At 62.1% G+C, this 23,324-nt stretch carries 20 protein-coding genes; 7 read left to right on the top strand and 13 right to left on the bottom strand.

The genetic code is table 11. From position 1 onward, the window contains the following. The 6 genes from KHO31_RS37025 to KHO31_RS37000 all read right to left on the bottom strand — a co-directional run. Window positions 1–1,116, bottom strand: a 1,116-nt coding sequence (locus KHO31_RS37025) for a Re/Si-specific NAD(P)(+) transhydrogenase subunit alpha (protein ID WP_211625800.1), incomplete at its 3' end; no start/stop codon positions are given. Window positions 1,117–1,263: 147 nt separating this feature from the next. Then, entirely contained in the window at window positions 1,264–2,394 is a 1,131-nt protein-coding gene (locus KHO31_RS37020; RefSeq protein ID WP_201081661.1) for a porin, read from the bottom strand. A 136-nt stretch (window positions 2,395–2,530) separates the two neighbouring features. Continuing rightward, complete coding sequence (locus KHO31_RS37015; RefSeq protein WP_201081659.1) at window positions 2,531–3,325, bottom strand: TauD/TfdA dioxygenase family protein; 795 nt, start codon at window positions 3,323–3,325, stop codon at window positions 2,531–2,533. Between the two features lie 40 nt (window positions 3,326–3,365). Further along, the gene (locus KHO31_RS37010; RefSeq protein WP_201081657.1) at window positions 3,366–4,337 is read right to left on the bottom strand and encodes a zinc-binding dehydrogenase; all 972 of its coding nucleotides are present in this window, start codon (window positions 4,335–4,337) and stop codon (window positions 3,366–3,368) included. 41 nt (window positions 4,338–4,378) lie between these two features. Next, complete coding sequence (locus KHO31_RS37005; protein ID WP_211625790.1) at window positions 4,379–4,744, bottom strand: hypothetical protein; 366 nt, start codon at window positions 4,742–4,744, stop codon at window positions 4,379–4,381. Continuing rightward, window positions 4,734–5,195: a hypothetical protein gene (locus KHO31_RS37000; protein ID WP_201081653.1), complete on the bottom strand. Its 462-nt coding sequence runs from the start codon at window positions 5,193–5,195 to the stop codon at window positions 4,734–4,736. Before KHO31_RS37000 ends, KHO31_RS37005 begins: the two co-directional genes overlap by 11 nt. Before the next feature lie 226 nt (window positions 5,196–5,421). Here KHO31_RS37000 and KHO31_RS36995 point away from each other — a divergent pair, with 226 nt between their 5' ends. The 6 genes from KHO31_RS36995 (at window position 5,422) to KHO31_RS36970 (ending at window position 13,755) form a co-directional block, all read left to right on the top strand. Beyond that, window positions 5,422–5,712 (top strand): UxaA family hydrolase, encoded by a 291-nt coding sequence (locus tag KHO31_RS36995; RefSeq protein WP_201081651.1) that lies wholly within the window; start codon window positions 5,422–5,424, stop codon window positions 5,710–5,712. 4 nt (window positions 5,713–5,716) lie between these two features. Next, on the top strand, window positions 5,717–6,868 hold the full coding sequence (locus KHO31_RS36990) for a UxaA family hydrolase (RefSeq protein WP_201081650.1): 1,152 nt from the start codon (window positions 5,717–5,719) through the stop codon (window positions 6,866–6,868). Between the two features lie 6 nt (window positions 6,869–6,874). Then, complete coding sequence (locus tag KHO31_RS36985) at window positions 6,875–7,579, top strand: GntR family transcriptional regulator (protein WP_201081648.1); 705 nt, start codon at window positions 6,875–6,877, stop codon at window positions 7,577–7,579. After that, window positions 7,576–8,589, top strand: a complete 1,014-nt coding sequence (locus KHO31_RS36980; protein ID WP_211625788.1) for an Ldh family oxidoreductase — start codon at window positions 7,576–7,578, stop codon at window positions 8,587–8,589. The genes KHO31_RS36985 and KHO31_RS36980 overlap by 4 nt, the downstream gene beginning before the upstream one ends. Before the next feature lie 81 nt (window positions 8,590–8,670). Beyond that, the gene (locus KHO31_RS36975; protein ID WP_211625786.1) at window positions 8,671–12,252 is read left to right on the top strand and encodes an indolepyruvate ferredoxin oxidoreductase family protein; all 3,582 of its coding nucleotides are present in this window, start codon (window positions 8,671–8,673) and stop codon (window positions 12,250–12,252) included. A 177-nt stretch (window positions 12,253–12,429) separates the two neighbouring features. Continuing rightward, window positions 12,430–13,755 (top strand): MFS transporter, encoded by a 1,326-nt coding sequence (locus KHO31_RS36970; protein ID WP_201081642.1) that lies wholly within the window; start codon window positions 12,430–12,432, stop codon window positions 13,753–13,755. A gap of 137 nt (window positions 13,756–13,892) precedes the next feature. On the opposite strand, the gene KHO31_RS36965 is transcribed toward KHO31_RS36970, so the two are convergent. Then, a complete protein-coding gene (locus KHO31_RS36965) occupies window positions 13,893–15,548 on the bottom strand; it encodes an amidohydrolase (protein ID WP_211625784.1) in 1,656 nt (551 codons plus the stop codon). A gap of 186 nt (window positions 15,549–15,734) precedes the next feature. On the opposite strand from KHO31_RS36965, the gene KHO31_RS36960 reads away from it, so the two are divergent. Next, window positions 15,735–16,571 carry a helix-turn-helix transcriptional regulator gene (locus KHO31_RS36960; RefSeq protein WP_211625781.1) on the top strand — a complete coding sequence of 279 codons (837 nt, stop codon included), beginning with the start codon at window positions 15,735–15,737 and terminating at the stop codon, window positions 16,569–16,571. 40 nt (window positions 16,572–16,611) lie between these two features. On the opposite strand, the gene KHO31_RS36955 is transcribed toward KHO31_RS36960, so the two are convergent. From KHO31_RS36955 to KHO31_RS36930, 6 genes are all read right to left on the bottom strand, one after another. Next, complete coding sequence (locus KHO31_RS36955; RefSeq protein WP_211625779.1) at window positions 16,612–18,003, bottom strand: sodium:solute symporter family protein; 1,392 nt, start codon at window positions 18,001–18,003, stop codon at window positions 16,612–16,614. Window positions 18,004–18,021: 18 nt separating this feature from the next. Next, complete coding sequence (locus tag KHO31_RS36950) at window positions 18,022–18,231, bottom strand: DUF3311 domain-containing protein (RefSeq protein ID WP_201081631.1); 210 nt, start codon at window positions 18,229–18,231, stop codon at window positions 18,022–18,024. 4 nt (window positions 18,232–18,235) lie between these two features. Next, complete coding sequence (locus tag KHO31_RS36945; protein WP_211625777.1) at window positions 18,236–19,666, bottom strand: amidase family protein; 1,431 nt, start codon at window positions 19,664–19,666, stop codon at window positions 18,236–18,238. Between the two features lie 200 nt (window positions 19,667–19,866). Beyond that, window positions 19,867–20,274: a cupin domain-containing protein gene (locus KHO31_RS36940; protein WP_201081627.1), complete on the bottom strand. Its 408-nt coding sequence runs from the start codon at window positions 20,272–20,274 to the stop codon at window positions 19,867–19,869. An 80-nt stretch (window positions 20,275–20,354) separates the two neighbouring features. Continuing rightward, window positions 20,355–21,647, bottom strand: coding sequence for an NAD(P)/FAD-dependent oxidoreductase (locus KHO31_RS36935; RefSeq protein WP_201081625.1), 1,293 nt, complete (start codon window positions 21,645–21,647; stop codon window positions 20,355–20,357). A gap of 64 nt (window positions 21,648–21,711) precedes the next feature. Beyond that, the gene (locus tag KHO31_RS36930; protein ID WP_211625775.1) at window positions 21,712–23,274 is read right to left on the bottom strand and encodes a DUF3138 family protein; all 1,563 of its coding nucleotides are present in this window, start codon (window positions 23,272–23,274) and stop codon (window positions 21,712–21,714) included. Window positions 23,275–23,324: the final 50 nt, after the last annotated feature.

Raw genomic sequence — 23,324 nt, 5'->3', positions numbered from 1 at the left:
GGCCAGCAGCGTGGCCGCGACGATGTCGTCTGCGAGATCGATGTTCAGGGCGCCTTCCTTCGTAATGATCAGCTTGAGGAAGTCGAGCAGGTTGCGTGCGTATAAGGACGACGCGTCGGCGGGCACCATCGAGGCCAGATTCGTATAGCCGACGATCTGCACACCGTTACCTGTAACAACGACGTCGTCCGGCTCGGTGAGCGGGCAGTTGCCGCCGCGATGTCCGTCAATGACGGGGCCGCGCCCCGCGGCGAGGTCGACAATCACGGAGCCTGCCTTCATCGCCTGCACCGTATCCACGGAGATCAAGGTTGGTGCCGGGCGACCCGGAATAAGCGCCGTCGAGATCACGATGTCCGCCTGTTTGGCCCGCTCATGCACGAGAGCCGACTGACGTGCGAGCCACGAAGGCGGCATCGGCCGCGCATAGCCGCTCACACCTTGCGCCGCTTCGCGCTCCTCGTCGGTTTCGTAGGGCACGTCGAGAAACTTGGCGCCGAGCGATTCGATCTGCTCTTTCACCGCCGGACGCACGTCGGAGGCCTCGACCACCGCGCCGAGACGCTTTGCGGTCGCAATTGCCTGCAAGCCCGCAACACCTACGCCGAGAACCAGCACGCGCGCGGCCTTCACGGTGCCGGCTGCCGTCATCAGCATCGGCATGAAGCGCGGATAATAGTGTGCGGCAATCAGCACAGCCTTATATCCAGCGATGTTGCTTTGTGACGAAAGGACGTCCAGGCTCTGCGCGCGCGTCGTGCGCGGAGCAGCTTCAAGCGCGAACGCGGTCACCCCTGCCGCTGCGAGCCGTTCGGCATTTTCCGTGTTGAACGGATCGAGCATGCCCGCCAGCACCGCGCCGGGTTTCATCAGTGGCAATTCGTCGGCTGTCGGCGAAGCGACCTTCAATACGATCTGTGCGCCATAAGCCGCCGCCGCATCGCCAATCTGCGCCCCCGCATTCCGGTACGCATCGTCCGTATAGTGCGCGCACTCGCCAGCGCCAGCCTCGACAGTCACGCCATGCCCCTGAGCGACAAGCTTTTTGACGGTCTCTGGCGTTGCCGCAACCAATGCCTGGCGTTCTCTCGACTCAGCAGGTATTCCAATCTGCATGTCCAACCTCACATTGCGCATATCTGCGCGATACTGTTTTCACACTGATAATCCATACCACCGGCCCGCAGTCGCGGGCACGGATGGTGGTGGCGCGCGCAACATCTGCCAAACCGAAGCCCGCCGCGTTGCGGTCACGCCTTCGCGTCAAAAGAGATGTCTGATGCCGAACTCCACGCCGAGCTGATTCGACCCGGGATGCGGAGCCGCGGGAACCGCACTTGAGGCCGACACCGAATAGATGCCCTCTTTGCCGCTGTTCTTCATGTAGGCGAATACGCCGTAAAGCGCGGTTCGCTTGCTGAGGTTGTAGTTGGCCCGCAGGGTGCCCATCGTGCCGTTGGCGTCGTAGGCGCTGTCGCCGATATGCGAGACTTGCGCATCGAAGATCCATGCGCCGTAAGGCACCGATGCACCGAGGTATTCGATATCGACTTTGGCCGACCGTGCATCGCCCTCCACCAGCCGATGCAGCCATCCTGCGCCGACACGCACCGAGCTGATATTCAGGTGCGCAGCCAGTTGGTAACGTCGATCGGTATCGCTGGACTTCGTGAATGCGATACCTGGCGCACCCGGGACGACGGTGATGGCCGTCGCGCCTGCACCGCCGCGCTGCTCGTCGTAGGTCGCAGCCACGCCCCATGCGTTGCCTTCATACTTGAGCATCGCCGAGATCGCGCGACAGGCAAGAAAGTCACTGCCCGTCTGACCCGGACAATTTCCCGCTGTACTCGAATCGCGCCCGGTCGAATAGCTCGCGCCGACCGTGACGCCGGAAAACGTGCCCATATACACCACGTCGTTATCGAAGCGCGCAGCAAGCAGATAAGGATCAAACGAAGCCAGGCCGCCGAATCCACCCGCGCCGATGATGTTCGAATCCGTCATGCCCCAGTTCGTCATGCTGTACTGTCGGCCAAACGTGAGTTGCCCCCAAGGGCCGCTCAAGCCAACGTAAGACTGCCGACCGAATAGCCGGCCGCCCTGTTGAAGCGCACCGTTTGACGCAGAAAAACCGCTTTCGAGCGTGAAGACTGCTTTCAGGTTGCCGCCGAGATCCTCTGCCCCTCGCAATCCCCAGCGCGACGGCACGTCTCCCCCGCCTACCACGGGCATTCGTGCAACGGACCCGCCCGTGGGCGTGGCGTGCGTGAAATACTCGACGCCCGTATCGATAATCCCATAGAGCGTTACCGAGCTTTGCGCAAACGCAGGTGCCGATGTAATGGCCGCCGCCATCGCCGCCGCTGCCGTTACAACAGTAGTCTTTTTCATGTGATCCCCTCCTCTTTCCAGATTTTTTTTGATTCAATTATCTGTTCGGATACCGAATCAATTCGAATGCGATTCCCCTTGTCATTGATTCCAACCGGTCCGCTGCCAATGCGCGATCCGGCGATCCGGCGAAGCGTCAGACCGGCACTTCTCCCTCCAGGGTGATGCGGTTCAACACACGTTCAGCTTCGCCATAATCGTGCACGGCATAGTGCATCGTGCAACGGTTGTCCCACATCACGACATCGCCCGCCTGCCACATGTGGCGGTAAATATTGTCGGGCGTCGTGGAGTGTTCATACAGAAAGTCGAGCAACGGCCGGCTCTCGGCAACCGTCATACCTTCGATCTGCTGCGCCGTATCGGGATGGCCGACGTAAAGTGCCTTGCGGCGGGTCTCCGGATGGGTTCGAACGATCGGATGCACCGCCGACGGAATCTGATCGATCCCTCTCATTCGGGCGAGCCGCAGCCCTGTGAACCGTGCGCGCAAGCCCTCGAGCATGCGCTGCATGGTCGGCGACAGGCGCTCATAGGAGACGTACTGATTGCACCACATCGTATCGCCGCCATGCGGCACGACGACGGCCGAGAGGATCGAGATCTTCGGCGGAACGGATGTATATATCGAGTCGGAATGCCACGCCTCCGTCGATGCTGTCTCCTTTGGAATCTTCGTGACCTGGATCAGGCCGGGAAAGCCTGGCACAGACGGGTCCAACGGGTTGTTTTGCGCGGGGTTGCCCCAAAGCCTGGCGAACTCGACGTGTGCCCCAGGTTGCAGGAACTGCCCGCGGTAGACAAGCACACCATGTTCGAGAAAAGCGCGATGCAGCACGTCGAACGTATCAGGATTGATGGGTTCGTTCAGGTTGACACCTTCGACCAGCCCGCCCACCGAGCCGGTCAACGGAGTAATTTGGATGCTCATTCAAGTCTCCTGTGAATCGATATCATTGGTCTAAGCGAACTCACGCGAGCGTCAGCACGATCTTCCCGACGTGTTGATCGAGCTGCATGTACGCGTGCGCGTCTGCAATTTCGTCGATCGCAAAGGTGCGGTCGATCGGCAGCCGGATGCGGCCCGCCTCGAGAAACGGCAGCAGGTCGCGCGCGCACGCCTGAACGCATTCGAGCCGTTCCTGCTCGGTGCGCGTGCGGAACGTCACGCCGATCAGTTTCAGACGCTTGAGCCACAGCTTCGCCAGGTCGATCTGAGCCGTCGCCGAGCCAAGACGCGCGATATTGACGAGCCGCCCCTTGACCGCGAGGCTGTCCATGTTCGCCTCGAATACCGGGCCGCCAACGGTGTCGATGATCACGTCGACACCGCGCTTGTCGGTTGCGGCCATCACAACCTCGAGCTGCGACTCGCGCGACGAATCGATGCCGACATCGACGCCGAACTGGCTAAGCTTGTCGAGCTTCGCCGCGGAGCGGGATGTCGCGATCACGGGCTTCGCGCCCAGCAACGAGGCAATCTGAATCGCCGCCATCGCCACGCCCCCCGACGCGCCATTGACCAGAATCGACTCGCCCTTGCGAAGCTCGCCGTTCGTCACGACCGCATCGTGCGCGGTGATAAAAACGTTGGGGAAAGCGGCCGCGTCGACCCATGAGAGGTTTTCCGGTACAGGCATCAGCGCAAGCGGGTCCATGATGACGTATTCCGCCTGACAGCCCTTGCCGTGGCCCATCACGCGATCACCTTCGCGCCAGTCTTTCACCCCCTCGCCAACCTGAGCCACCTCGCCGGCCAGCTCGACGCCGGCGGTAATTGTGTTACCCGAACGGAGTTCGCGCGCCTGGTTGATCTCGCCGCGATTCAACCCCGCGGCACGAACCCTGACGAGCACCTGTCCAGCCCCGACCTCCGGCACAGGGATGTCCTGCACTTCGACTTTGCCGCCTTGCGGCGTCGGCACTACTCGCACTGCTTTCACTGTTGTCCCCTCCTTTGAATACGGGCGGTCTCTCGTGCTAGTCAGCTACCTGCCGTCGCCTTAAGGCGAATCACTGATTGCAACTCACGCGCACGGTCCGCGGCCGCCTCAGCGCCAGGCATATTGCCGCGCACGAATGCCGGACGCAGATCCTCGATTTCGGACAGCGCGAGAACCATCTCCTCGTTTGCTACGCACAGCTTCCGATACGCGTTGACCGTGAGGAGATAGGTGTGAAAGACGTCGCTACCCGGTTGAGTCGCGCCCATGCGGTGCAACGCGGCATTCAGCCAATGTGTGCCGGCCAGCATCGCCGCTTCGATCTGCATCTCGACGTCGTCCACACTGCATTTGCGTAGCGAGTTCTCAATGCGCCCGGCGGCGGCGATGTGTTGTTCAATGTTCATGCAACGCTCCATCCATCCGCTCATTCAACAGACGAAAACACACCCTTAAGGCCTTGTCGCACTCTTCCACGATCGCGGCCGTCGGTGCGACACCCTCGCGTACACAGGGGTCGCGATACTGCTCCACGACTTCCATCAGATGCATCATCGACGCGATGTCTTCGGGCACGGGCGCCTCGACAACAGGCCGGCCCACATGCAGCACGTCCCCTAAAGGACGAAAGGCAGCTTGCAACGTGCCATCCAGTTGAGGAACGAGGTAAACCCCTGGCTGCGCCGCGTAGATGTCGTCGGCAGCGGTGATCCCCGCATGGTGCAGCGCTGCATTGACGGCATGGGTGCCGCCCGTCATACCGCTCCAGAACCACAACTCGAAATCGTCCAGCGGATCGAAGCGCGCACGCAGCGCTTCCAGCCTGGCGATCTTCTCCAGATGTGACTTCACGTTCATCGGAAATCTCCTTGTCCGTACGCCCATCGCATTGCATTGCGTGCTTTGAAAGATAGACGGCGGCCACCCACAAGTCAACAACTTCTATATAGGAGTAGTTGGAAACACCTATATAGGACATTTGGCACCCACTCTATTCTGTGTCTCATTGAATAAGGAACATTCGGCTTGACTAACCATGCCCCGGATCCTACATTTAGATCAATACCTATATAGGAGTTACACAATGCCTCGTGCGATCGTACTCAACCAGTCAGACAATGTCGCCACACTGCTCGACCCCGGAAGAACCGGCGACTCCTGCGTTCTTCAGGGTGAACGCTCAGGCGAGGTCACGCTGCGACAGGACGTGCCGTTCGGGCACAAGGTCTGCATTGCGCAGACCCCGGGTGGCGCGGAGATCCTCAAATACGGCCAGGTCATCGGCACCGCGCGCACGTCGCTGACAGTCGGCGAACATGCACATGTACACAACATCGACTCGACCCGCGGACGCGGCGATCTGAACACGAGGTAAGCAGATGAAAACATTTCTCGGTTACCGGCGCGCAAATGGCACCGTCGGCGTGCGCAACTGGGTCGCCATCATTTCCGTCATGGACAATTGCAACCCGGTGACCCGGACGATTGCCAACGCGGTCGACGGCACGATTCCCGTCACCACGCTGTTCGTACGGGGTCAATATGGTGCGGATCTCGACTTCGCCTACGAGTCGCTCGCCGGTCTCGGGCGTAATCCCAACATAGCGGCCGTCCTCGTTGTCGGGCTCGAGGAATCGTCGACCGAGGACGTCGCCTCGCGCATACGCGATACCGGCAAGCCGGTCGACACCGTACACCTCCAACCGCACGGCACCATTCACTGTATTGCCGAAGGCACGCGCAAGGCGTTGCGGCTCTCGATCGCCGCCTCGAGCCTGCGGCGCGAGGCGTGCCCGATGTCGGAACTCGTCGTCGGCGTCGAGTGCGGCGGCTCCGATACAACGTCCGGTCTCAGCTGCAATCCGACCATTGGGCGAATGGCGGACCGTTTGATTGCGGAAGGCGGCACCGTCATCATTTCCGAAACGTCGGAGTTCATCGGCGCGGAACATCTGTTCGCCGCGCGGGCAGCAGATGAATCCGTCAGAGCAGCGTTCGTCGACGCGGTCAAGAAGATGGAGCACGCCGCGATTGTGCGCGGCGTGGACATGCGCGAGTCCCAACCGTCGCCGGATAACAAGCGCGGTGGGCTGACCACCGTCGAGGAAAAAGCGCTTGGCGCGATGGCCAAGGCCGGTTCGACCGCGCTTGTCGGCGTGCTCCGATACGGCGAAGCGCCCCGCCGCAAGGGACTTCATTTCATGGACGCGCCTGCCGCGGCCGTCGAAAACCTGACCGCGCTCGCCGCGGGCGGATGCCAGCTCACGTTTTTCGGCACGGGCGTCGGGAACCCCATCGGCAACATGGTCGCTCCCACTGTCAAGGTGTGTGGCAACATCCATACTCTGCAGACCATGGCGGACAACATCGATTTCGACGCCAGCGGCATTCTCGAACAGGGAATGAAAATTTCGGATCTAGGTGACCGGCTGTACGACTATGCAACGGACGTGGCATCGGGAACGCGTCTCGCCAGCGAAGTGCTCGATGTACGGGAAACTGCCGTCAGCCGGTTTGAACGCAGTCTCTAAGAGAACATGACAAAACTATCCATGGTGTCGGAGGCGATCATCCGGCACATCGAATCCGGGTCATTGCGCGAAGGTGACCGTCTGCCCTCCGAGGGCGACCTCGCCGTGAGCCACGGCGTGAGCGTCGGGACGGTCCAGAAGGCGCTCGTCCAACTCGTGCACTCGGGGCTCATCACCCGCGAGCAAGGTCGGGGCACGTTCGTGTCGGGCTCGCGCGTGGCTCCCGCAGATGTGCGCTACCTGCGCTTTCGCGATGCGGATGGCAACGACCTTCCCTCCTATGTTCACGCACGCTCGGTGAAACGGCTGAAACGCAAGGGGCCATGGTCCGAGTTCCTCGGCGGCGACGGATTCGTGCGCATCGAGCGCGTCATCAGCGTGGGTGGCCGGTTCGATCTCTACAGCGAGTTCTGGCTGCGCGAGGAGGATTTCGCCGAGCTTGGCGGTGTCGACCGCGCCGCGCTGGAAAAGAATCTGCGCGAACTCGTCGCCCAACGGCTTTCGCTGCCGACGTTGCGGGTAGACCAATGGATCCAGTTCGGTAAATTGCCCGCCGCAGCGGCAAACGAACTGAACATCGACCCGAACGAGCCCGGGTTCATCATGGAATTGCGCGGCTACACGCTGCGCAACCGGCCGCTCTACTACCAGTCGATCTATTCCGGGCCGTTTTCCGAACGGCTCGTCATCACGCGAGAGAATGCGCAATGAGTGCTCGCCTGCTTCCCGATGCCCTCGAAAGCTGGACGTCCAGGGTCTTCGAAACGTGTAATGTGCCACCCGCACAGGCCGCCGAAGCCGCATCGCTGCTGGTTCGCAGTGAACTGCGCGGCTACAGTACGCACGGCATGACACGCCTTGCGTCCTACGTCGAGCGGCTCCAGTCGGACGCATTCAATCCGCGGCCCACGATCACGAGCAGGGCGTTCGCCGGCGGCATCGTGGTCGATGCGGACGGCGCGATGGGCCAGTTGGCGGGTCCGCACGCGGTTCGGCTCGGGCTCGACGCGCTGAAGACGAGCGCCTCCGTACTGATTGTCATAGAGGCATGCGGCCATCTGGGCGCGCTGGGCATCCACACGCTGCTCGCTGCCGAGGGCGGCGCCTTCGGCATGATGGGCCAGCACACACCGCCCGCGCTCGCGATGGAGGGATTCCGCGGGGCGGCCATCGGACACAATCCGATTGCGTTCGGCTGCCCGCGGCCTGGGCACGCGCCGATCGTGTTCGACGTGGCCTGCAGCGTCGCTGCGCGTGGACACATCCTTCTTGCCGCACGCGACGGCGAGCCGATTCCGGAGGGCTGGGCGCTCGACGCCGAAGGTCAACCGACAACCGATGCGAAGCGCGCACTCGGTGGCTCGCTGCTCCCTATGGGCGGGCATAAGGGGATCGGCATCGCCATGATGGTCGAATGCCTGGCGGGTGCGTTGACGGCGGCAGCCCCTGCGCCCGCCCCGCAGCGCCGCGCTGCGATGCAAGGAGCGTTTCTATGGCTCGTACGGCCGGAACAATACGCCGAGCAGCCGGCATTTGGCGATTACATGAACGACTGGACCGAGGTGTACCGTGCAGCAGGTGGCGACGGCGCGCGGCTGCCGGGAGAGCGCGGCGACGCGCGGGAGCGACAAGCACGACAGGAAGGTGTGGCATTGCCCGTGTCCATCGCCCAGGAACTGCGCGCCCTTGGTGATCGCTTACGCGTGAGCTTTCCAGGGTAGGGACCACACGCTCCGGCATTGCGCCGAACCAGCCCAACCATTTAGCCATCCTTATTACAAATATCGACGAGACACTTTCATATGAATGCCCCTCTTACAGCAGCGACCCGTAAGGCCATGGAAGTCGTCACGCTCGACGACAAGTACACGCTGGAAACGGGGCGTGCCTTCATGAACGGCACGCATGCACTCGTGCGCCTGCCGCTCATGCAACACCGGCGCGATGAGCAGGCCGGGCACAAGACCGCGGCGTTCATCTCGGGCTACCGCGGCTCACCCCTCGGCGGCTACGACCAGGCACTCTGGCAGGCGAAAAAACTTCTGGCAGAGCAGCATGTCGTATTCAAACCCGGCGTCAACGAAGAACTCGGTGTCACGGCGGTGTGGGGCTCGCAGCAACTGGAGTTCGACGCGCCCAGCAAAAAGTACGACGGTGTGTTCGGCATCTGGTACGGCAAAGGCCCGGGCGTCGATCGGAGTGCCGATGCGCTCAAGCATGCAAACCTTGCGGGCACTGCGCCGCTTGGCGGCGTGATCGCGCTGGCAGGTGACGATCACGTGTCGAAAAGCAGCACGCTCGCGCATCAGAGCGACCACACTTTCATCGCTTGCGGCCTGCCGGTATTCTTTCCCGCCAACGTGCAGGACATTCTTGACCTCGGCGTGCACGCGTTCGCGATGAGCCGCTACAGTGGTCTTTGGGCCGGCATGAAGACGGTGCAGGAAGTCGTCGAAGCAGCGTCTTCCGTGCTCGCGGATGCCCACCGCATTCAGACAGTGATTCCGAACGACTTCGCGATTCCGCAAGGAGGCATGCATATTCGCTGGCCGGACGATCCGCTCGTGCAGGAGGCGCGCATGATGGAGTACAAGTGGCCTGCCGCGCTTGCCTACATCCGCGCGAATCGCCTGAACCACAACGTCATCGAAGGACCCAATGACCGTTTCGGGATCGTCGCGAGCGGCAAGGCGTATAGCGATACGCGCCAGGCGCTGCTCGACCTCGGTCTCGACGACGCGCAATGCCGCGCACTCGGCATCCGGTTGCACAAGATCAGCGTCGTGTGGCCGCTCGAACCCACGAGCGTCCGGGAATTCGCGCGCGGTCTGCGCGAAATCCTCGTGGTCGAAGAGAAGCGCCCGCTCGTGGAACAGCAGTTGAAGGATGAGCTCTACCATTACCCCGCCGACGCACGCCCCGTCATTGTCGGCAAATACCATGAAGCCGGCGCGGACTATCCCGGCGGCGAATGGAGCCATCGCGCGCCGGGCGAGGACTGGCTGTTACGCGCGAAGGCGGATCTTTCCCCCGCGCAGATCGCGAAGGCAATTGCGGCTCGCCTGAAGCGGTTCGGCGTGCCAGCGGATATCGCGGCGCGCATGGATCGCCGCCTCGCGGAAATCGATGCCAGAGAGTGCGCAGTCAGTCTGGTCACGGGAGATTCCGAACGGAAACCCTGGTTCTGCCCGGGTTGCCCGCACAACACGAGCACCCGCGTGCCTGAGGGTTCGCAAGCCACAGCGGGTATCGGATGCCACGGCATGGTGACCTGGATGGACCGCTCCACCACTTCATGGTCCCAGATGGGCGGCGAAGGCGTTGCATGGATGGGGCAGGCATCGTTCAGCCGTCGCAACCACATGTTCGCGAACATCGGCGACGGCACTTACAACCATTCTGGCCTGCTTGCCATCCGCCAATCGATCCATGCAGGCGTGAACATCACGTACAAGGTTCTGTTCAACGGCGCAGTTGCGATGACTGGCGGCCAGCCCGTCGACGGCCAACTCGACGTGCCTGCCATGACCTGCGAATTGGCGGCCGAGGGCGCCAAACGCATCGTCGTGGTGACGGACGATCCTGACAAATATGCCGGGGCGAGCGGCTTGGCAACGGGCGTGATCGTACGCCATCGCGACGAACTCGACGCTGTCCAGCGCGAACTGCGGGACGTTCCCGGCGCCACGGTCATCATTTATGACCAGATGTGCGCCACGAAAAAACGCCGGGAGCGCAAGCGCGGCACGATGCCCGAACCCGACAAGCATGTGGTCATCAACGAACTGGTGTGCGAAGGGTGCGGCGATTGCGGCGTGGAGAGCAACTGTGTTGCGGTCCAGCCGCTCGAAACCGAGTTTGGGCGCAAGCGGCAGATCAATCAGAACACCTGCAACAAAGACTTTTCGTGCGTGAAGGGCTTCTGCCCGAGCTTCGTCACGGTCGAAGGCGCACGGCTTCGGAAGCCTGAAGCCGTGCGCAAGGTGACGCTCGCCGACATGCAACCACTACCGGAACCGCAACTGCCCGATGCCGCCATCGCGCGCCGTATCGTGGTGGCAGGCGTGGGTGGCACCGGGATTGTCACGATCGGCCAGGTGCTCGGCATGGCCGCGCATCTCGAAGGCAAGAGCGTAATCACGCAAGACGCGACCGGCATGGCTCAAATGGGTGGCGCGACCTGGAGCCACATCCAGATTTCGGATCAGGACGACGCCCTGCATGCTGCGCGGGTCGATGTGGCGATGGCGGACTTGGTGCTTGCCTGCGATATGGTCGTCGGTTCGCAAAAGTCCACGCTCTCGATGATGCAGCCTGGGCGGACCTTCGTTGTGCTCAACAGCCACGTCACCTCGACCGCCGCGTTCGTGCGCAATCCTGACTGGAAAGCGCCCGGCGACGAGGCCATGGCGGCGATCACCCGTGGCGTCGCGCCCGGACAAATGGGCGTTTTCGATGCCGAACTGACCGCAACACAATTGTTCGGACAGTCGATCTACTCCAATCTGATGCTGCTCGGGTATGCGTGGCAAAAGGGCCGTGTGCCGCTGACGCGCGAATCGCTGATGCGCGCAATCGAACTGAACGGTGTACAGGTCGAAAACAACAAGGCGGCCTTCGAATGGGGACGGCACTGCGCGCACGACCTCGCGAGCGTGCCGGTACGCGACGCCAATGCGCAGGTGATCCAGATCACAAAAAAGCCATCGCTCGACCAACTCATCAGCAAGCGTGCCACATTTCTCACGCAATACCAGAGCCAGTCATACGCCGTTCGCTATGAAGCGTTCGTTGATCAGGTGCGCGCCGCGGAATCGCGATTCGGCAGCCATCGCCTGACCGAAACGGTGGCACGTTACCTGTTCAAGCTGATGGCGTACAAGGACGAGTATGAAGTTGCGCGCCTGCACACAGACGCCGCGTTCACCTCAAGCATAGGAACGATGTTCGAGGGCGACGTCCGCCTCGTGCATCACCTGGCACCGCCGCTCTTCGCCAAACGCAACGCGAACGGTGAACCCATCAAGCGTCCGTTCGGGTCCTGGGTTCGCCCGGCCTTCCGTGGGCTTGCTGCATTAAAAGTGCTGCGCGGCACCCCGTTCGACCCGTTCGGCCGTACAGAGGAACGTCGCACGGAGCGTCGACTCATCAGCGAATACCGTGCGTGCATCGAGGAAGTGCTGAAGGGTCTCTCTGAAGACAATCTTACCGTTGCGCTCGAAATTGCCAGCGTGCCGGAAGGAATTCGAGGATACGGTCACATCAAGGCGCGCAATCTCGCTGCGGCGCGCGTACGGTGGGAGCAACTCATGCAGCGATGGCGCGATCCGGTTTCGCAGGCTCAAAACCAGCAGCATGATGTCCTCGATCGGATGACCCGGTGACACAGCAACGTGGCCCGGCCGGGTGAAACCGTTTCGAGGCTCGACCGGGCCGGCACGACGAAGGAAACGAGCGGTCTCGCACCACAGCACGAGCCGCACACGCCGTACCGCATTACCGTTCCAATCCGCCAAAGAGCGGGCAAACACTGGCGCCGCCAGACAATTCAGGAGACATCGATGTCCAACCAACGCAGCGCCTCTCATGCGCCAGCACGTCCAGGCGCTTCGAGCCGATCCGTATCCCGGCCACTCTCCAAACCGGGGACGATCGCCGCGATTACAATCGGCAGCGGTCTGGAGCTGTACGACTCCGTTGTGTACAACTTTTTCGCCACGCTTATCGGACCGATGTATTTCCCTGTCAACGACCGGTACGGCCAGCTATTGCTGTCGTTCGCCGCATTCGGCCTTGGTTACGTGATGCGGCCGATCGGCGGACTGGTGATCGGCGCTTACGCGGATCGGGTTGGACGCAAGCCCGCGGTGATACTCACGCTGTGGTTGATGGCCATCAGCGCAGCGCTTCTCGTGTTGACGCCGACATACGCGCAGATCGGCCTGTTCGCGCCAATCCTGATGACGGTTGCCCGTCTCCTTCAGGGCTTTGCGATCGGCGGCGAAATGGGGCCGGCGAGCGCCATGCTGCTCGAGTACGCAGATGAGAAGTCGCGTGGCTTCTATACGAGCTGGCAGCCATTCAGCCAGGGGCTCGCGGCGGTCTTTGCCGCACTCGTTGCGCTGTCGTTGACCAATGTTCTCACACCGTCCGCGCTAGGCTCATGGGGCTGGCGGATGGCGTTCGTGATCGGCGCTCTCGTGATCCCTGTCAGCGTGATGATTCGCAGTCGCCTTGACGAAACGCTCGTACCGAAGAAGTGGGGAGAGCGTGATGCCGACACCCATCGGCAGCTGGTGAAAGAGCATTGGCGCGAATTACTGGCAAGCGTGCTTCTGATGATCGGTCTCGCGTCCGCCGTGCACGTGGTCGTGTTCTATCTGCCCAATTACGCCGCGATCCAACTGCACATTCCACTGTCCCAGTCGATCTGGGCCGGTTTCGTCGGCTCGCTCGTGCTCATGCTTCTCTCCCCGCTATCGGGTTGGCTCAGCGATCGCTGCGGCCGCCGCACTGTTGTCTGGTGGTCACGCGTGGCACTACTGATCATGATCTATCCGGCTTTCGCCTTCCTGAATAACCATCCTTCGTTGCCCTGCCTCCTGGCAGTGGCAACCTGTCTAGCCGTGCCGATGGCAATGACCTCGCCGTCAACCCTCGTGCTGGTGAGCGAAGTGCTGCCTCAGCGGCTCCGCGCCACGGGCCTGTCCTTCAGCTATTACGCGGCGATCGTGGTGTTCGGCAGTTTTGCCCAGTTTTCTTCTACGCTGCTGATTCATTTGACCCACAACGCCAATGCACCCGCGTATTACATCATCGGATGCGGGCTGTTGTCGCTGATCGGTCTGGCAATGGTGCGAGAGACGTTGGGCCGCAGACTGAAATAGCCGGCTGCATGATGGGCTTCTGCTCGCAACGCCGCGCGGCAGCAAGCCGCCGCGATGGCTTGCGCGGCCGAGTCCATCGTCGGATGTTTGCCGCTTGCATCCGTCGTGGTCCTCCACCTGCGGTAAGCACCGGAAGCTCAATCGAGACCGCCATACACTGCCTCGCCCTCGAACAGGGTCAGCTCCACATCCACCTCCGCCAGCCGATGCGATTCCACCGCGCGGAGGTCATGCGACAGCACCGCGAGCGACGCGAGGCGGCCGGGTGCGATGTGCCCGGCCTGATCGTCGAAACGCAGACTGAATGCGGAATGATGGGTGTACGCCTGCATCATCACATCGAGGCTGACGCGCTGCTCCGGGAGAAACACGGGCGCGTCTGGCTGGCCAGCACGCGCGCGGCGCACCGCATGCTCCATCGCGACCATCGGATTTTGCGTCGAGACGGACCAGTCCGAGCCGCCCGAAAGCCTTGCGCCGGCCCGAACCAGATCGCCGAACACATATTGGCGAGCAATGCGCGCATCGCCGAGACGTTGCCTGTAAAGGCCCAGCAGGTCCGGCGAAATATCGGCCCAGACACCCTGAACCGAGGCGATCGCACCGACTTGCGCGAACCGCGCGACATCGGCCTCATCGATCATCTGAACGTGCGCAAGTTGCGGGCGACGGTCACGACTGGGGCGCTCGCGTTTCAGCGCGTCGAGCGCGTCGAGCGCCATGCGTACGGCACGATCGCCAATCGTGTGGAAGTGCAGGTCGAAGCCTTCGGCGTCGGCGGTGAACACGGCCTCGCGCAACTGTCGCGGGGTCCAGTGTGCATCGCCGGCGTGCATGACGTCCGCGTAGGGTTCAAGCAGTGCGGCGGTATGGCTTTCGATCACGCCGTCAATGAAGATCTTCGCGGTATGCAGCCGCAGACGGCCACCGTCGTAGGCCGCCCGCCATTCGCAGAGCTTGTCGATCTGCGCACCGAGCGGCAGGTTCGGCGACACCAGCAAGCCGAGGCTCACGTTTGCTTTCAATTCTCCGGCATCGCGCGCGTTCGCATAGGCCTCCACGAGCCGTTGCCCGGCCATGGCTTCGAACCACCCCGTAATACCGAACCGATGCGCCTGCTGCTGCGCTTTTCTGAACGCTAGCGCCGATTCGGCCGGACCCATTTGCGGCAGATGACGAAACATCGAGTACAGCGCCGCCTCGTGCACCACGCCAGTGGGCTGCCCGTCCCCATCGCGCTCGTAGATGCCACCTTCGGGGTCGGGTGTCGCGGCATCGACGCCCAGCGCACGCAGTGCAGCGCTGTTCACGCAACCCGAGTGGACGTCGTGGCCGATCAACATCAGCGGACGGTCCGCAACGAACGTGTCCAGTGTCTCGCGGTTAAGCTTCGATCCCATGGCTTCGAGCGATACATTGCCGGCCATGACCCAGCTCCGCTCAGGATGCTCGCGTGCGCAGCGGCGCACCCCCTGCGCAATGGCTTCAAACGAATCCGCCGTGCCGAGATCCGCATCGCAGATCAACTGAAAACCTTCCACGGGGTGAGCGTGAGAATCGGTAAACGACGGGACGATCATACGGCCGCGCAGGTCGATCGCCTCGTGGTCCCTGAACACGCCAGGACAATCCGAATACCGGCCGGCCCACGCAATGCGCCCCTCCCGGATGGCGATAGAGTCGACGCAGTGCGGGTTTGCACCACCGGTGTACACCACGCCGTTGTGCAATGTGCAGTTCATGTAGCGTTGTGCATCATGAACCTGCTGCGTGTGTGTCCTCGGTGACAGCATTTCGTTCTCCATTATTCAGTCATCCATCGCACTTCGACTCTAGCGATGGATGCGTTGCACGTCTGTCCCCGAAAGACGGGACAAGAACGCTGATGCATCCGCCCATAACAGGGCATTCCTGCATAGGTGCGGCGTTATTGTCGTGATACACCTAGTATTAGCCGTGCTTTGACACAAATGGATTCCATGAAGACAGCCCACCCCTCCGCCGACATCCTGCTCAGCCAGCTTGTCCTCACGACTGAAGCCTTGGGTCCCGCCGTGGAGGCCGTCGGCTCCGCCCAGTTTCTCCCCGCGCTGTACGAGGGCCTCCTGCGATTCGTCGACATTGACGCGTTGCATCTCGATTACGAGCAGAGCTCGCCGGTTGGGCGGCGCATCGGCTGGATAGGCAGCTACGGCAGCAACCCGGGGTTGGTCCAACAGACGATGGAGCTCTATTACCGCAGCTATGCAAACGACGACCCTACCTACGGAGAGGGTACGCAGGGAAAGGAAGTGCAGTTACTCCAGGTGTCCGCGCAACGGGTCGACACCGAGCTCAGGCGCGCGTTCTTCGACATCGGTGACATTCACGACGAATGCGTTGTCGGCAGTGACGTGCAGGGCGTGGTGTATGGGATGTCGGTGTGCCGCACACGGCGGCTGCCACCGTTTTCCCTTAAGGAATTGAGCGTCGTGAAGCACCTTGCTACCCTTGTTTTGCCGCTCGCTGCATTGCATAAGCGGCTGGCAGGCGCCGTGTCGACAGACGCAGGAACCGCCGGGATTCCGGACAGCCTGCTTGCCCAATGGCTTGGGCAATCGCGTGCGAAATTGACGTCGCGCGAGGCGGCCGTGTGCTCAGCGTTCATTCAGGGCATGACAACGCAGGCCGTCGCGCTGTCGATGGGCGTCAAGCCTTCATCCGTTGAAACATACGCGAAGCGCGCTTTCGCGAAACTCGAAATCGGGTCGCGCAGGCAATTGCTCGCGTCGTTTGTGAAAAGTGTTCCGTTTCGCGACCAGAGCCTGCACGTATAAGTTGATCCGGTGGCGATACGCCACCGGTTCCTCGGTCCCTTTAACGCTGCAACGCTGCGCGCCTTCCGGTCGAACGCAGCGAATAGTTGATTGCGGCAGCGGTAACGACATTGGCGATCAGGCAGGGCAAGCCAGGATTGATGCCACCCAGACTGAACTTGCCGAGATATAAAGCGACCGCGAGGCATTGCCCCACGAGAATACCGGCTGTCACCGCTGCCGGTTTGATGCGCAGCGAGAACAGCACCGCGATCAGGCCCGGAAAGAACTGGCCCACGCCGTAATACGTCGTGTTGATCAGCGTGAGCATCATGGTCGGCGTCGCCGACGTCATGACGATCGAGGCGACGAGATAGAGAACGATCACCATCTTCGCGGCCGATTTTTGCCGTTGACCGGACAGCGTCGGCAACAGGTTGCGGCTAACGATGGGCCCAATCGCGAGACACATGCCTGTCAGGACGAGCAACCCTGAGAGCGCCGCAGCCGCCGCGACGAGTCCGAGGAGCCACGACGGCAGCAGGTCGTTCGCCGCTACGAAGAACGCCTCATTCGCCGAGTTCAGGTGATAATGCTGGCTGATCGCATAGTACGAAGCGACGACCAGAAACGGATACATCAGCATGTAAAGCGGCATGGCGATCTGGGTGCGCCGAATCGTATTGCCGCTCTTCGCCGTGAAGAAGATCTGCACGCCGAAAGGCATCACCATGAAGCCAAGCGATTGGAACAGGATCGTGCTCATTGCAAACCGCAACTGCTCGGCATTCATCCGGTTGCTGACTTGCACGCTCGCTTCATGGAATACCGTCGTCACGCCGACCCGTTGCGCGACTGCCACGCCAGTCACCACGATAGCCACGACCATCAGGATGTCCTTCAGCACAGCGACGTAGGCAGACGACCGAATCCCCGCGATCATGATATAGGCGAACGCAAGCGCGGCCGCGATCGTGACCAGATGGAGCGGATCGAATTGCCAGCCGAGCCCGCGGAACGCCGCCACCAGTCCGGTGAATTGCAGTTGCGCCATCGGCAGCAGAAACAGGATCGAGGACAGCGCGACGACGACCTCAATCGTGCGGTTCTGAAAATAGCCCTTGAACAGATCCGGCAGCGTGATCGCATTGAAGCGCTTGCCCGCTTCCCAGATTTTCGGCCCGAGGAAATAGCCGAGTGGGTAGGCGAGCAGGATATAGCCAAGAAACCAGATGCCATAGGTTGGTCCCTTGGCGTAGATCCCTCCCGCAAAGCCCACCATGGTCGCCACGCTGTAGATCTCCCCCGCGGCCAGGAAAAATACAAGGAACGTGCCGAACTGGCGCGACGCGACGAAGAAGTCGTGGACGCTCTGCGCGCCCCCGCCCTGTCGCGCGCGCAGCGCGAGGACGAATGACAGAAGAATGAAGCCGGCGAATACGGCGGTTGACATGCAGGTGCTCCCGTCTAATCAGGCGTCGTGTGAAGCGGCGTCGCCGGCATGCCTGTCGAAACAATGCCAGCAGATGAACAGGCAGACGGATGTCAGTCCGAACCAGAGGAACATCCAGGCGTAGATGAGGGGCACGCCCAACACGTCCACATCGGTGGAGGCGATCCAGGGCAGCAGCCCCAGAACGCCGATGTAGGGCAACCCAAGGCCGATCAGAACCTTGATCATCAGGTCATCCCGCGCGATGTGCCGTATCGTTTGCCGGATCGATCGGGGTAAATACGCCGGCGCGCGCCTCGATAGCCTCGCCTGCTGCGAGGCAGAGAGCGTCTTCAAAGCGGCCGGCCACGATTTGCACGCCCGCCGGCACGCCTTCGCGAACCGGCATCGGCACGGAGAGGCCCGGCAAACCGAGAATGGCCGTTGCGAGCAGCGGACCCTGCGCTTCGAGGATGCGGCGCATCGCGTCGTCGCCGTTCTGATCCGCATCGATAGCGAACGGGCGCTGGCAGGAGACCGGCATCAACAGAAGCGGATATCGTTCAAAGAAAGCCTGCCATTCACGCAGCAATCCGGTGCGTTGCGAGAGACCGTCCATGTAGCCGGTCAGATCGAGCGGCGGTGCAAGGCGGCGCTGGCTGCCGAATGCCGTGCGCAGCGCATTGTCGCCGTAGGCCTGAATGGTCTCTGCGAGCCCGCTCTGTGCTTCGTTGGTGACCAGCTTCAGCCACAGCTCGCATGCTTCGTCGAAGCGCGGCGGCACCACCTCCTCAACCACGCAGCCGGCGTCTTCCAGCCAGGCCGCCGCCTGACGGATGGCCTTGACGACGACATCGTCCGTGGGGATGCCCGGTAGCCGCGCGCAGACCGCAACACGTGTGGGAAACAACGCCTTGCTGCCGGTACGCAGCATCGGTGCCGCCCAGACATCGCGTCGATCCGGCGTCTCCATGGCCGCCAACGCAAGCCGCAGATCGCCGACCGTGCGCGCAAGTGGACCTTGAACCGATGCGAGCTGGACCGCGAGCGTCCGGTCGCGGCTTTGCGTCGAGTTGTAGGCGGGGACGCGGCCCGTGGACGGGCGCAGTCCCGCTACGCCGCACGCATAAGCAGGATACCGAATCGATCCACCGAGGTCGTTGCCGTGCGCAATCGCGCCGATACCGGCGGCCACGGCAGCCGCGGCGCCGCCGCTGGATCCGCCCGGCGTCAAGCCGGCGTCCCATGGGTTCAGCGTTCGGCCATAGAGATCGTTGTCGGTAAACCACCGGTACGAAAACGCCGGCGCGTTGCTGCGCCCGATAATGATGGCACCGGCCTTGCGCAGGTTCGCCACGACCGGGCTGTCGTCGCTCGCGACGAGATCCTTGAACGCGGTGACGCCATTGGTGGTCGCGAACCCCGCCATGTCGACGTTCACCTTGACCGTTACCGGCACACCGTGCAGCGGACCCAGCGCTTCACCGCGACCGATGGCGGCGTCGGCTGCCGCGGCGCCCTCGAGGGCACTGTCAGCGAGCACGTCGACAATCGCATTGATGCGCGGATTGACTTCCTCCATCCGCTTCAGGTTGCTCTGAACAAGCTCCTTCGACGATACGTCGCGGCGAGCGACGAGGGCCGCCATTTCGGTTGCGCTCAGGCGCCACAATTCCTGGTTCACTTGTGCTCCTCCATGCTTTTTATGTCGTTTGAATCTATGGGATGTTCGATCGACTCCACGCTGGGAAAAGATTAGCCGGGCCAGCGTGATGACAAAAGACGATATTTTTTTGACGGAGCCCACCGGAGGTTGTCACCGCGGACAGCACCGCGACTCGCTCGTGCGTCGAGGCATCCGGCGTTATCCGGCGTTACCCGGCGTTACTCGACGTTGTGGTCGCTCGAAATCGACTCAGGCAAAGCATCCGCGCGCGGCGCATGCGATACGTAGATCTTGCGGCACGACTCCACCACCTCCCATGTGCCGGAAAAACCGCGCGGGATGACGAAGCGATCGCCCGTGCGAAACACCTTTTCCTGTCCTGCCCGGTCGCGGACCACGGACATGCCGCTCAAAATTTCGCAGTATTCCTCTTCGTCGTATTCCACCTCCCAATGCCCTGCCGTGCTCTCCCACGTACCGCAGCTAAATCGTCCGCACGGGCTGATGAAGCGATGCGTCAAGGTCTGCAGGGGGTTGCCCGACAGCAGCTTGCCGCGCGGCACGCGATACTGGATCAGTTCGCCTTCTTCCTTGCTGAATTCAACGATGTTTGAGATGTCTGCCATGATCGGCCCTCTGTCAGTTTGGTGTTCGATAGTGTTCTGGCGCGCCTGCGGGCGCGCCCATGGTTACGTGTCTTGCGCGCTCAACGTGCGTCGCGCATCGTGTGCCAGGCCATCGCCAATGCGAGCATCGGCGCGCGCAACAGACTCCCGCCCGGGAAGTCACGATGGCGGATCTTGGCGAACAGGTCGAAGCGTGCGGCCTGGGCATCGATTGCCTCCGCGATCAACAGGCCCGCGAGCCCCGTTACATTCACTCCGTGCCCTGAAAAGCCCTGCGCGAAATACACAGTCGGCTCGATTCGGCCGAAATGCGGCGCCCGGTTCATCGTGATATCGACAAAGCCGCCCCACGCATAGTCGATCTTGACGCCGGCGAGTTGCGGAAACGTCTTCAGCATGTCACCGCGCATCGCCTCGACGAGTTTGGCCGGCATGCGCGTGGAAGAACTGGCCTTGCCGCCCCAGAGCATGCGGCGGTCCTTCGAGAAACGGAAATAGTCGAGCGGGAACTTGCTGTCGCAGATTGCCGCGTTCGTCGGTAGTAGCGCCTGTGCGGTCGCCTCGGCAAGCGGTTCGGTGGCGATCACGAAGGTCCCCACCGGCATGATCTTGCGGGCAAGTCCGGGGGCGAGACTGCCGAGATACGCGTTGCACGCGAACACGACATAGCGTGCGTCAACATGTCCGTGCTCGCATGTCACCCGGTGCCCGTTCACCGTATTTTCCACGGACGACGCGCAGGTGTCCTCGTAGATCGAGACGCCCGCTTCGTGCGCCGCGCGGGCGAGACCTAGCGTGTAGTTGAGCGGATGCAGGTGGCCGCTGTCGGCGTCGTCGAGGCCACCGACGTATCGGTCAGAACCGACGAAGCCGGACAGATCAGCGCGCTCGACATAGCGGTACCCCTGATAACCGAAGCGCGATGCCGCATCGTCGCGCCACGCACGCAACTCGTCGGCATGGCGCGGCTTGTTCGCGACCGTCAGGAAACCGCGGGTCAGGTCGCAGTCGATGCCGTGCTTCTGGACCCGGTCCCGGACGATCGCGGCCGATTCGTGGCCCATCTTCCAGACGCGCTGGACATCCTCGCGCGGCATGTATTGCGCAAACGTCTCGACCCCGCACGCGAAGCCGCCGATCAGCTGGCCGCCATTGCGTCCGCTAGCCCCCCAGCCAATCTTCGACGCTTCAAGCACGACAACCGAATAGCCGCGCTCTGCGAGGTTCAGCGCCGTCGAGATGCCGGTGAGCCCGCCGCCGATGACGCACACGTCGGCGGAGATCGCCCCGAGGAGCGGCGGACGACGCGCGGAATCGTTGGCCGTGGCGGCGTAATACGATGGGATGTGCGGCTGATACGCGAATTTGAGCATGTGCGGAAAACGTGAATTGAACGACGGCGGCGGCACCACTTGACTGGGCGCCGCCGGCCATTCGTTAGAACGAATAGATGAATTGCGCCGCCAGCAGGTCGTTCGACTTCGAGTACGAACCGTCGTCGCGCAGGAATACCCGGTTGTTGGCCCAGTCGTGGCGGTATTCGAGCTTCACGATGATTTGCTGGGTCGGGTAGAACAGCAGGTCGAGCGCGATGTCCTGGCGCGTCGCGCCCTTGCACTCGAAGCCGGCCCCGCCGTTGGCTTTCGAGTTCTCGAGACAATTCGAGTCGATGCCAAAGCCGTTATACGGATCCATGCCGTTGCCGTTCAGGCCGATGCCGCCCCCGCCACCGCCGTTCTTGCTGTCAACCAGCAGGTCGTAACGGGCCGTCACGCCCATATGGCCCACCACCGGCATAGTGAACTTGCGGTGCGCCAGCATCGAGAACCCGTACCATTGCGCGAGGCCCCCGTTGAAAGCCGCGTGCTGCTGCTGGCCATAGTCCAGTTCGGCGTTGTACTGCACGTCGGCCAACTGGTACGTGGCATCCATTTCGCTGAAGAAGAAGGTGCCGTAGGCGCTCGGCGCCTGGCCGCCGGAACCGTAAACCACGGTGCCTGTCGCCGGATTGACACCGCTAGGCAGCGTTTGCCGTCCGATGTTGAAGGAGCCGCCGATATCGAGCTGGCTGCCATGCAGGTAGTCGACCCGTGCGCTGAAGGTCGGCATCTTGTTGCTCGTCGTGATCGGATCGCCCAGCGCGTTCACACCGGTCTGCGTGACAGAGCCGTTTGTGCGGAGCTGCTCATTGCCAAGCAGGAACTTCCAGGCCCAGTGGTCGCCCAGGTAGTTGACGCCCGCACCGATATAACTGCCGGGATCCGAGAAGTCATAGAGCATGTTGTGCGTGAGCGTCAACATCTGGTTCGAAGGCTGGTACTCATAGCCGCCAAGCGCCGGCATGAGACCCGCCACGAACGCGGTTGTGTTGGTCAGCGGCACGGTCGCGACCGCCGTGTTCAGAATGTTCAGCCCGCTGTCGCTATGCTCGTTCATCAAGTACATGCCGGCGCCGCGATTGGGCATCAGCGTGACTTCGAAGGACGGCGCCATCGGCCCCACGCCAAAGGTCTTTTTGATGTCGAGATAAACGTCGCCGAACGTGCTGTTGAAATAGTTGTAGGCGTTGTCGTGGTTCGCGAAGAGGAACGACGACGTGCCCGCCGAGCGATTGTAGATATACGTCGGATCGATGTAGCCGGTAATCGACAGGCCCGCAATCGGTCCAGTGTTAGCCGCATCCGTGAGCGAGTCCACCTTCAGTTGCTGGTTCGCCATCTGCTGCTTCATCTGCGTCACTTCGTCGTTCGTAATCTGAGCCGGCGCGTTGCCATAGTCGGGCGACGAAGCGTCGACCACCGGCGCGACGACGGCCGCCTTGGCGGCGGGCTGACGCTTGCTGGCAGGTTTCGCCGCGAGCTCGGACTTGAGCGACTTCACTTCCTTTTGCATCGCGTCCAGCTGGGCCTGCATCGCCTTGATCTGGTCGCTGGTCGAGTTCGCCACAGCAAGCCCGGGCAAGGTCCCCGCCACCAGCAGGCAAATTAGCGTCTTCGTCATGAAAGTTCTCCTTGTCATTTGTTATTGGGGTATGTCGGTGAGATGGAAAA

This window comes from Paraburkholderia domus (assembly GCF_905220705.1).
GTDB classification, from domain to species: Bacteria; Pseudomonadota; Gammaproteobacteria; order Burkholderiales; family Burkholderiaceae; genus Paraburkholderia; species Paraburkholderia domus.
The sequence above is the reverse complement of the archived record's forward strand: the minus strand, read 5'-3'. Positions and strand labels throughout refer to the sequence as shown.

Bases quoted from the DNA above. Each gene is read 5' to 3' on its own strand.
- KHO31_RS37000 (WP_201081653.1), bottom strand. From the start codon at position 5,195: ATGAACGTGAAGTCACATCTGGAGAAGATCGCCAGGCTGGAAGCGCTG.
- KHO31_RS37005 (WP_211625790.1), bottom strand. From the start codon at position 4,744: ATGAACATTGAACAACACATCGCCGCCGCCGGGCGCATTGAGAACTCG.
- KHO31_RS36950 (WP_201081631.1), bottom strand. From the start codon at position 18,231: ATGATCAAGGTTCTGATCGGCCTTGGGTTGCCCTACATCGGCGTTCTG.
- KHO31_RS36985 (WP_201081648.1), top strand. From the start codon at position 6,875: ATGACAAAACTATCCATGGTGTCGGAGGCGATCATCCGGCACATCGAA.
- KHO31_RS36955 (WP_211625779.1), bottom strand. From the start codon at position 18,003: ATGTCAACCGCCGTATTCGCCGGCTTCATTCTTCTGTCATTCGTCCTC.
- KHO31_RS36975 (WP_211625786.1), top strand. From the start codon at position 8,671: ATGAATGCCCCTCTTACAGCAGCGACCCGTAAGGCCATGGAAGTCGTC.
- KHO31_RS36980 (WP_211625788.1), top strand. From the start codon at position 7,576: ATGAGTGCTCGCCTGCTTCCCGATGCCCTCGAAAGCTGGACGTCCAGG.
- KHO31_RS37020 (WP_201081661.1), bottom strand. From the start codon at position 2,394: ATGAAAAAGACTACTGTTGTAACGGCAGCGGCGGCGATGGCGGCGGCC.
- KHO31_RS36960 (WP_211625781.1), top strand. From the start codon at position 15,735: ATGAAGACAGCCCACCCCTCCGCCGACATCCTGCTCAGCCAGCTTGTC.
- KHO31_RS36995 (WP_201081651.1), top strand. From the start codon at position 5,422: ATGCCTCGTGCGATCGTACTCAACCAGTCAGACAATGTCGCCACACTG.
- KHO31_RS36965 (WP_211625784.1), bottom strand. From the start codon at position 15,548: ATGCTGTCACCGAGGACACACACGCAGCAGGTTCATGATGCACAACGC.
- KHO31_RS37015 (WP_201081659.1), bottom strand. From the start codon at position 3,325: ATGAGCATCCAAATTACTCCGTTGACCGGCTCGGTGGGCGGGCTGGTC.
- KHO31_RS36930 (WP_211625775.1), bottom strand. From the start codon at position 23,274: ATGACGAAGACGCTAATTTGCCTGCTGGTGGCGGGGACCTTGCCCGGG.
- KHO31_RS36990 (WP_201081650.1), top strand. From the start codon at position 5,717: ATGAAAACATTTCTCGGTTACCGGCGCGCAAATGGCACCGTCGGCGTG.
- KHO31_RS36970 (WP_201081642.1), top strand. From the start codon at position 12,430: ATGTCCAACCAACGCAGCGCCTCTCATGCGCCAGCACGTCCAGGCGCT.
- KHO31_RS36935 (WP_201081625.1), bottom strand. From the start codon at position 21,647: ATGCTCAAATTCGCGTATCAGCCGCACATCCCATCGTATTACGCCGCC.
- KHO31_RS36940 (WP_201081627.1), bottom strand. From the start codon at position 20,274: ATGGCAGACATCTCAAACATCGTTGAATTCAGCAAGGAAGAAGGCGAA.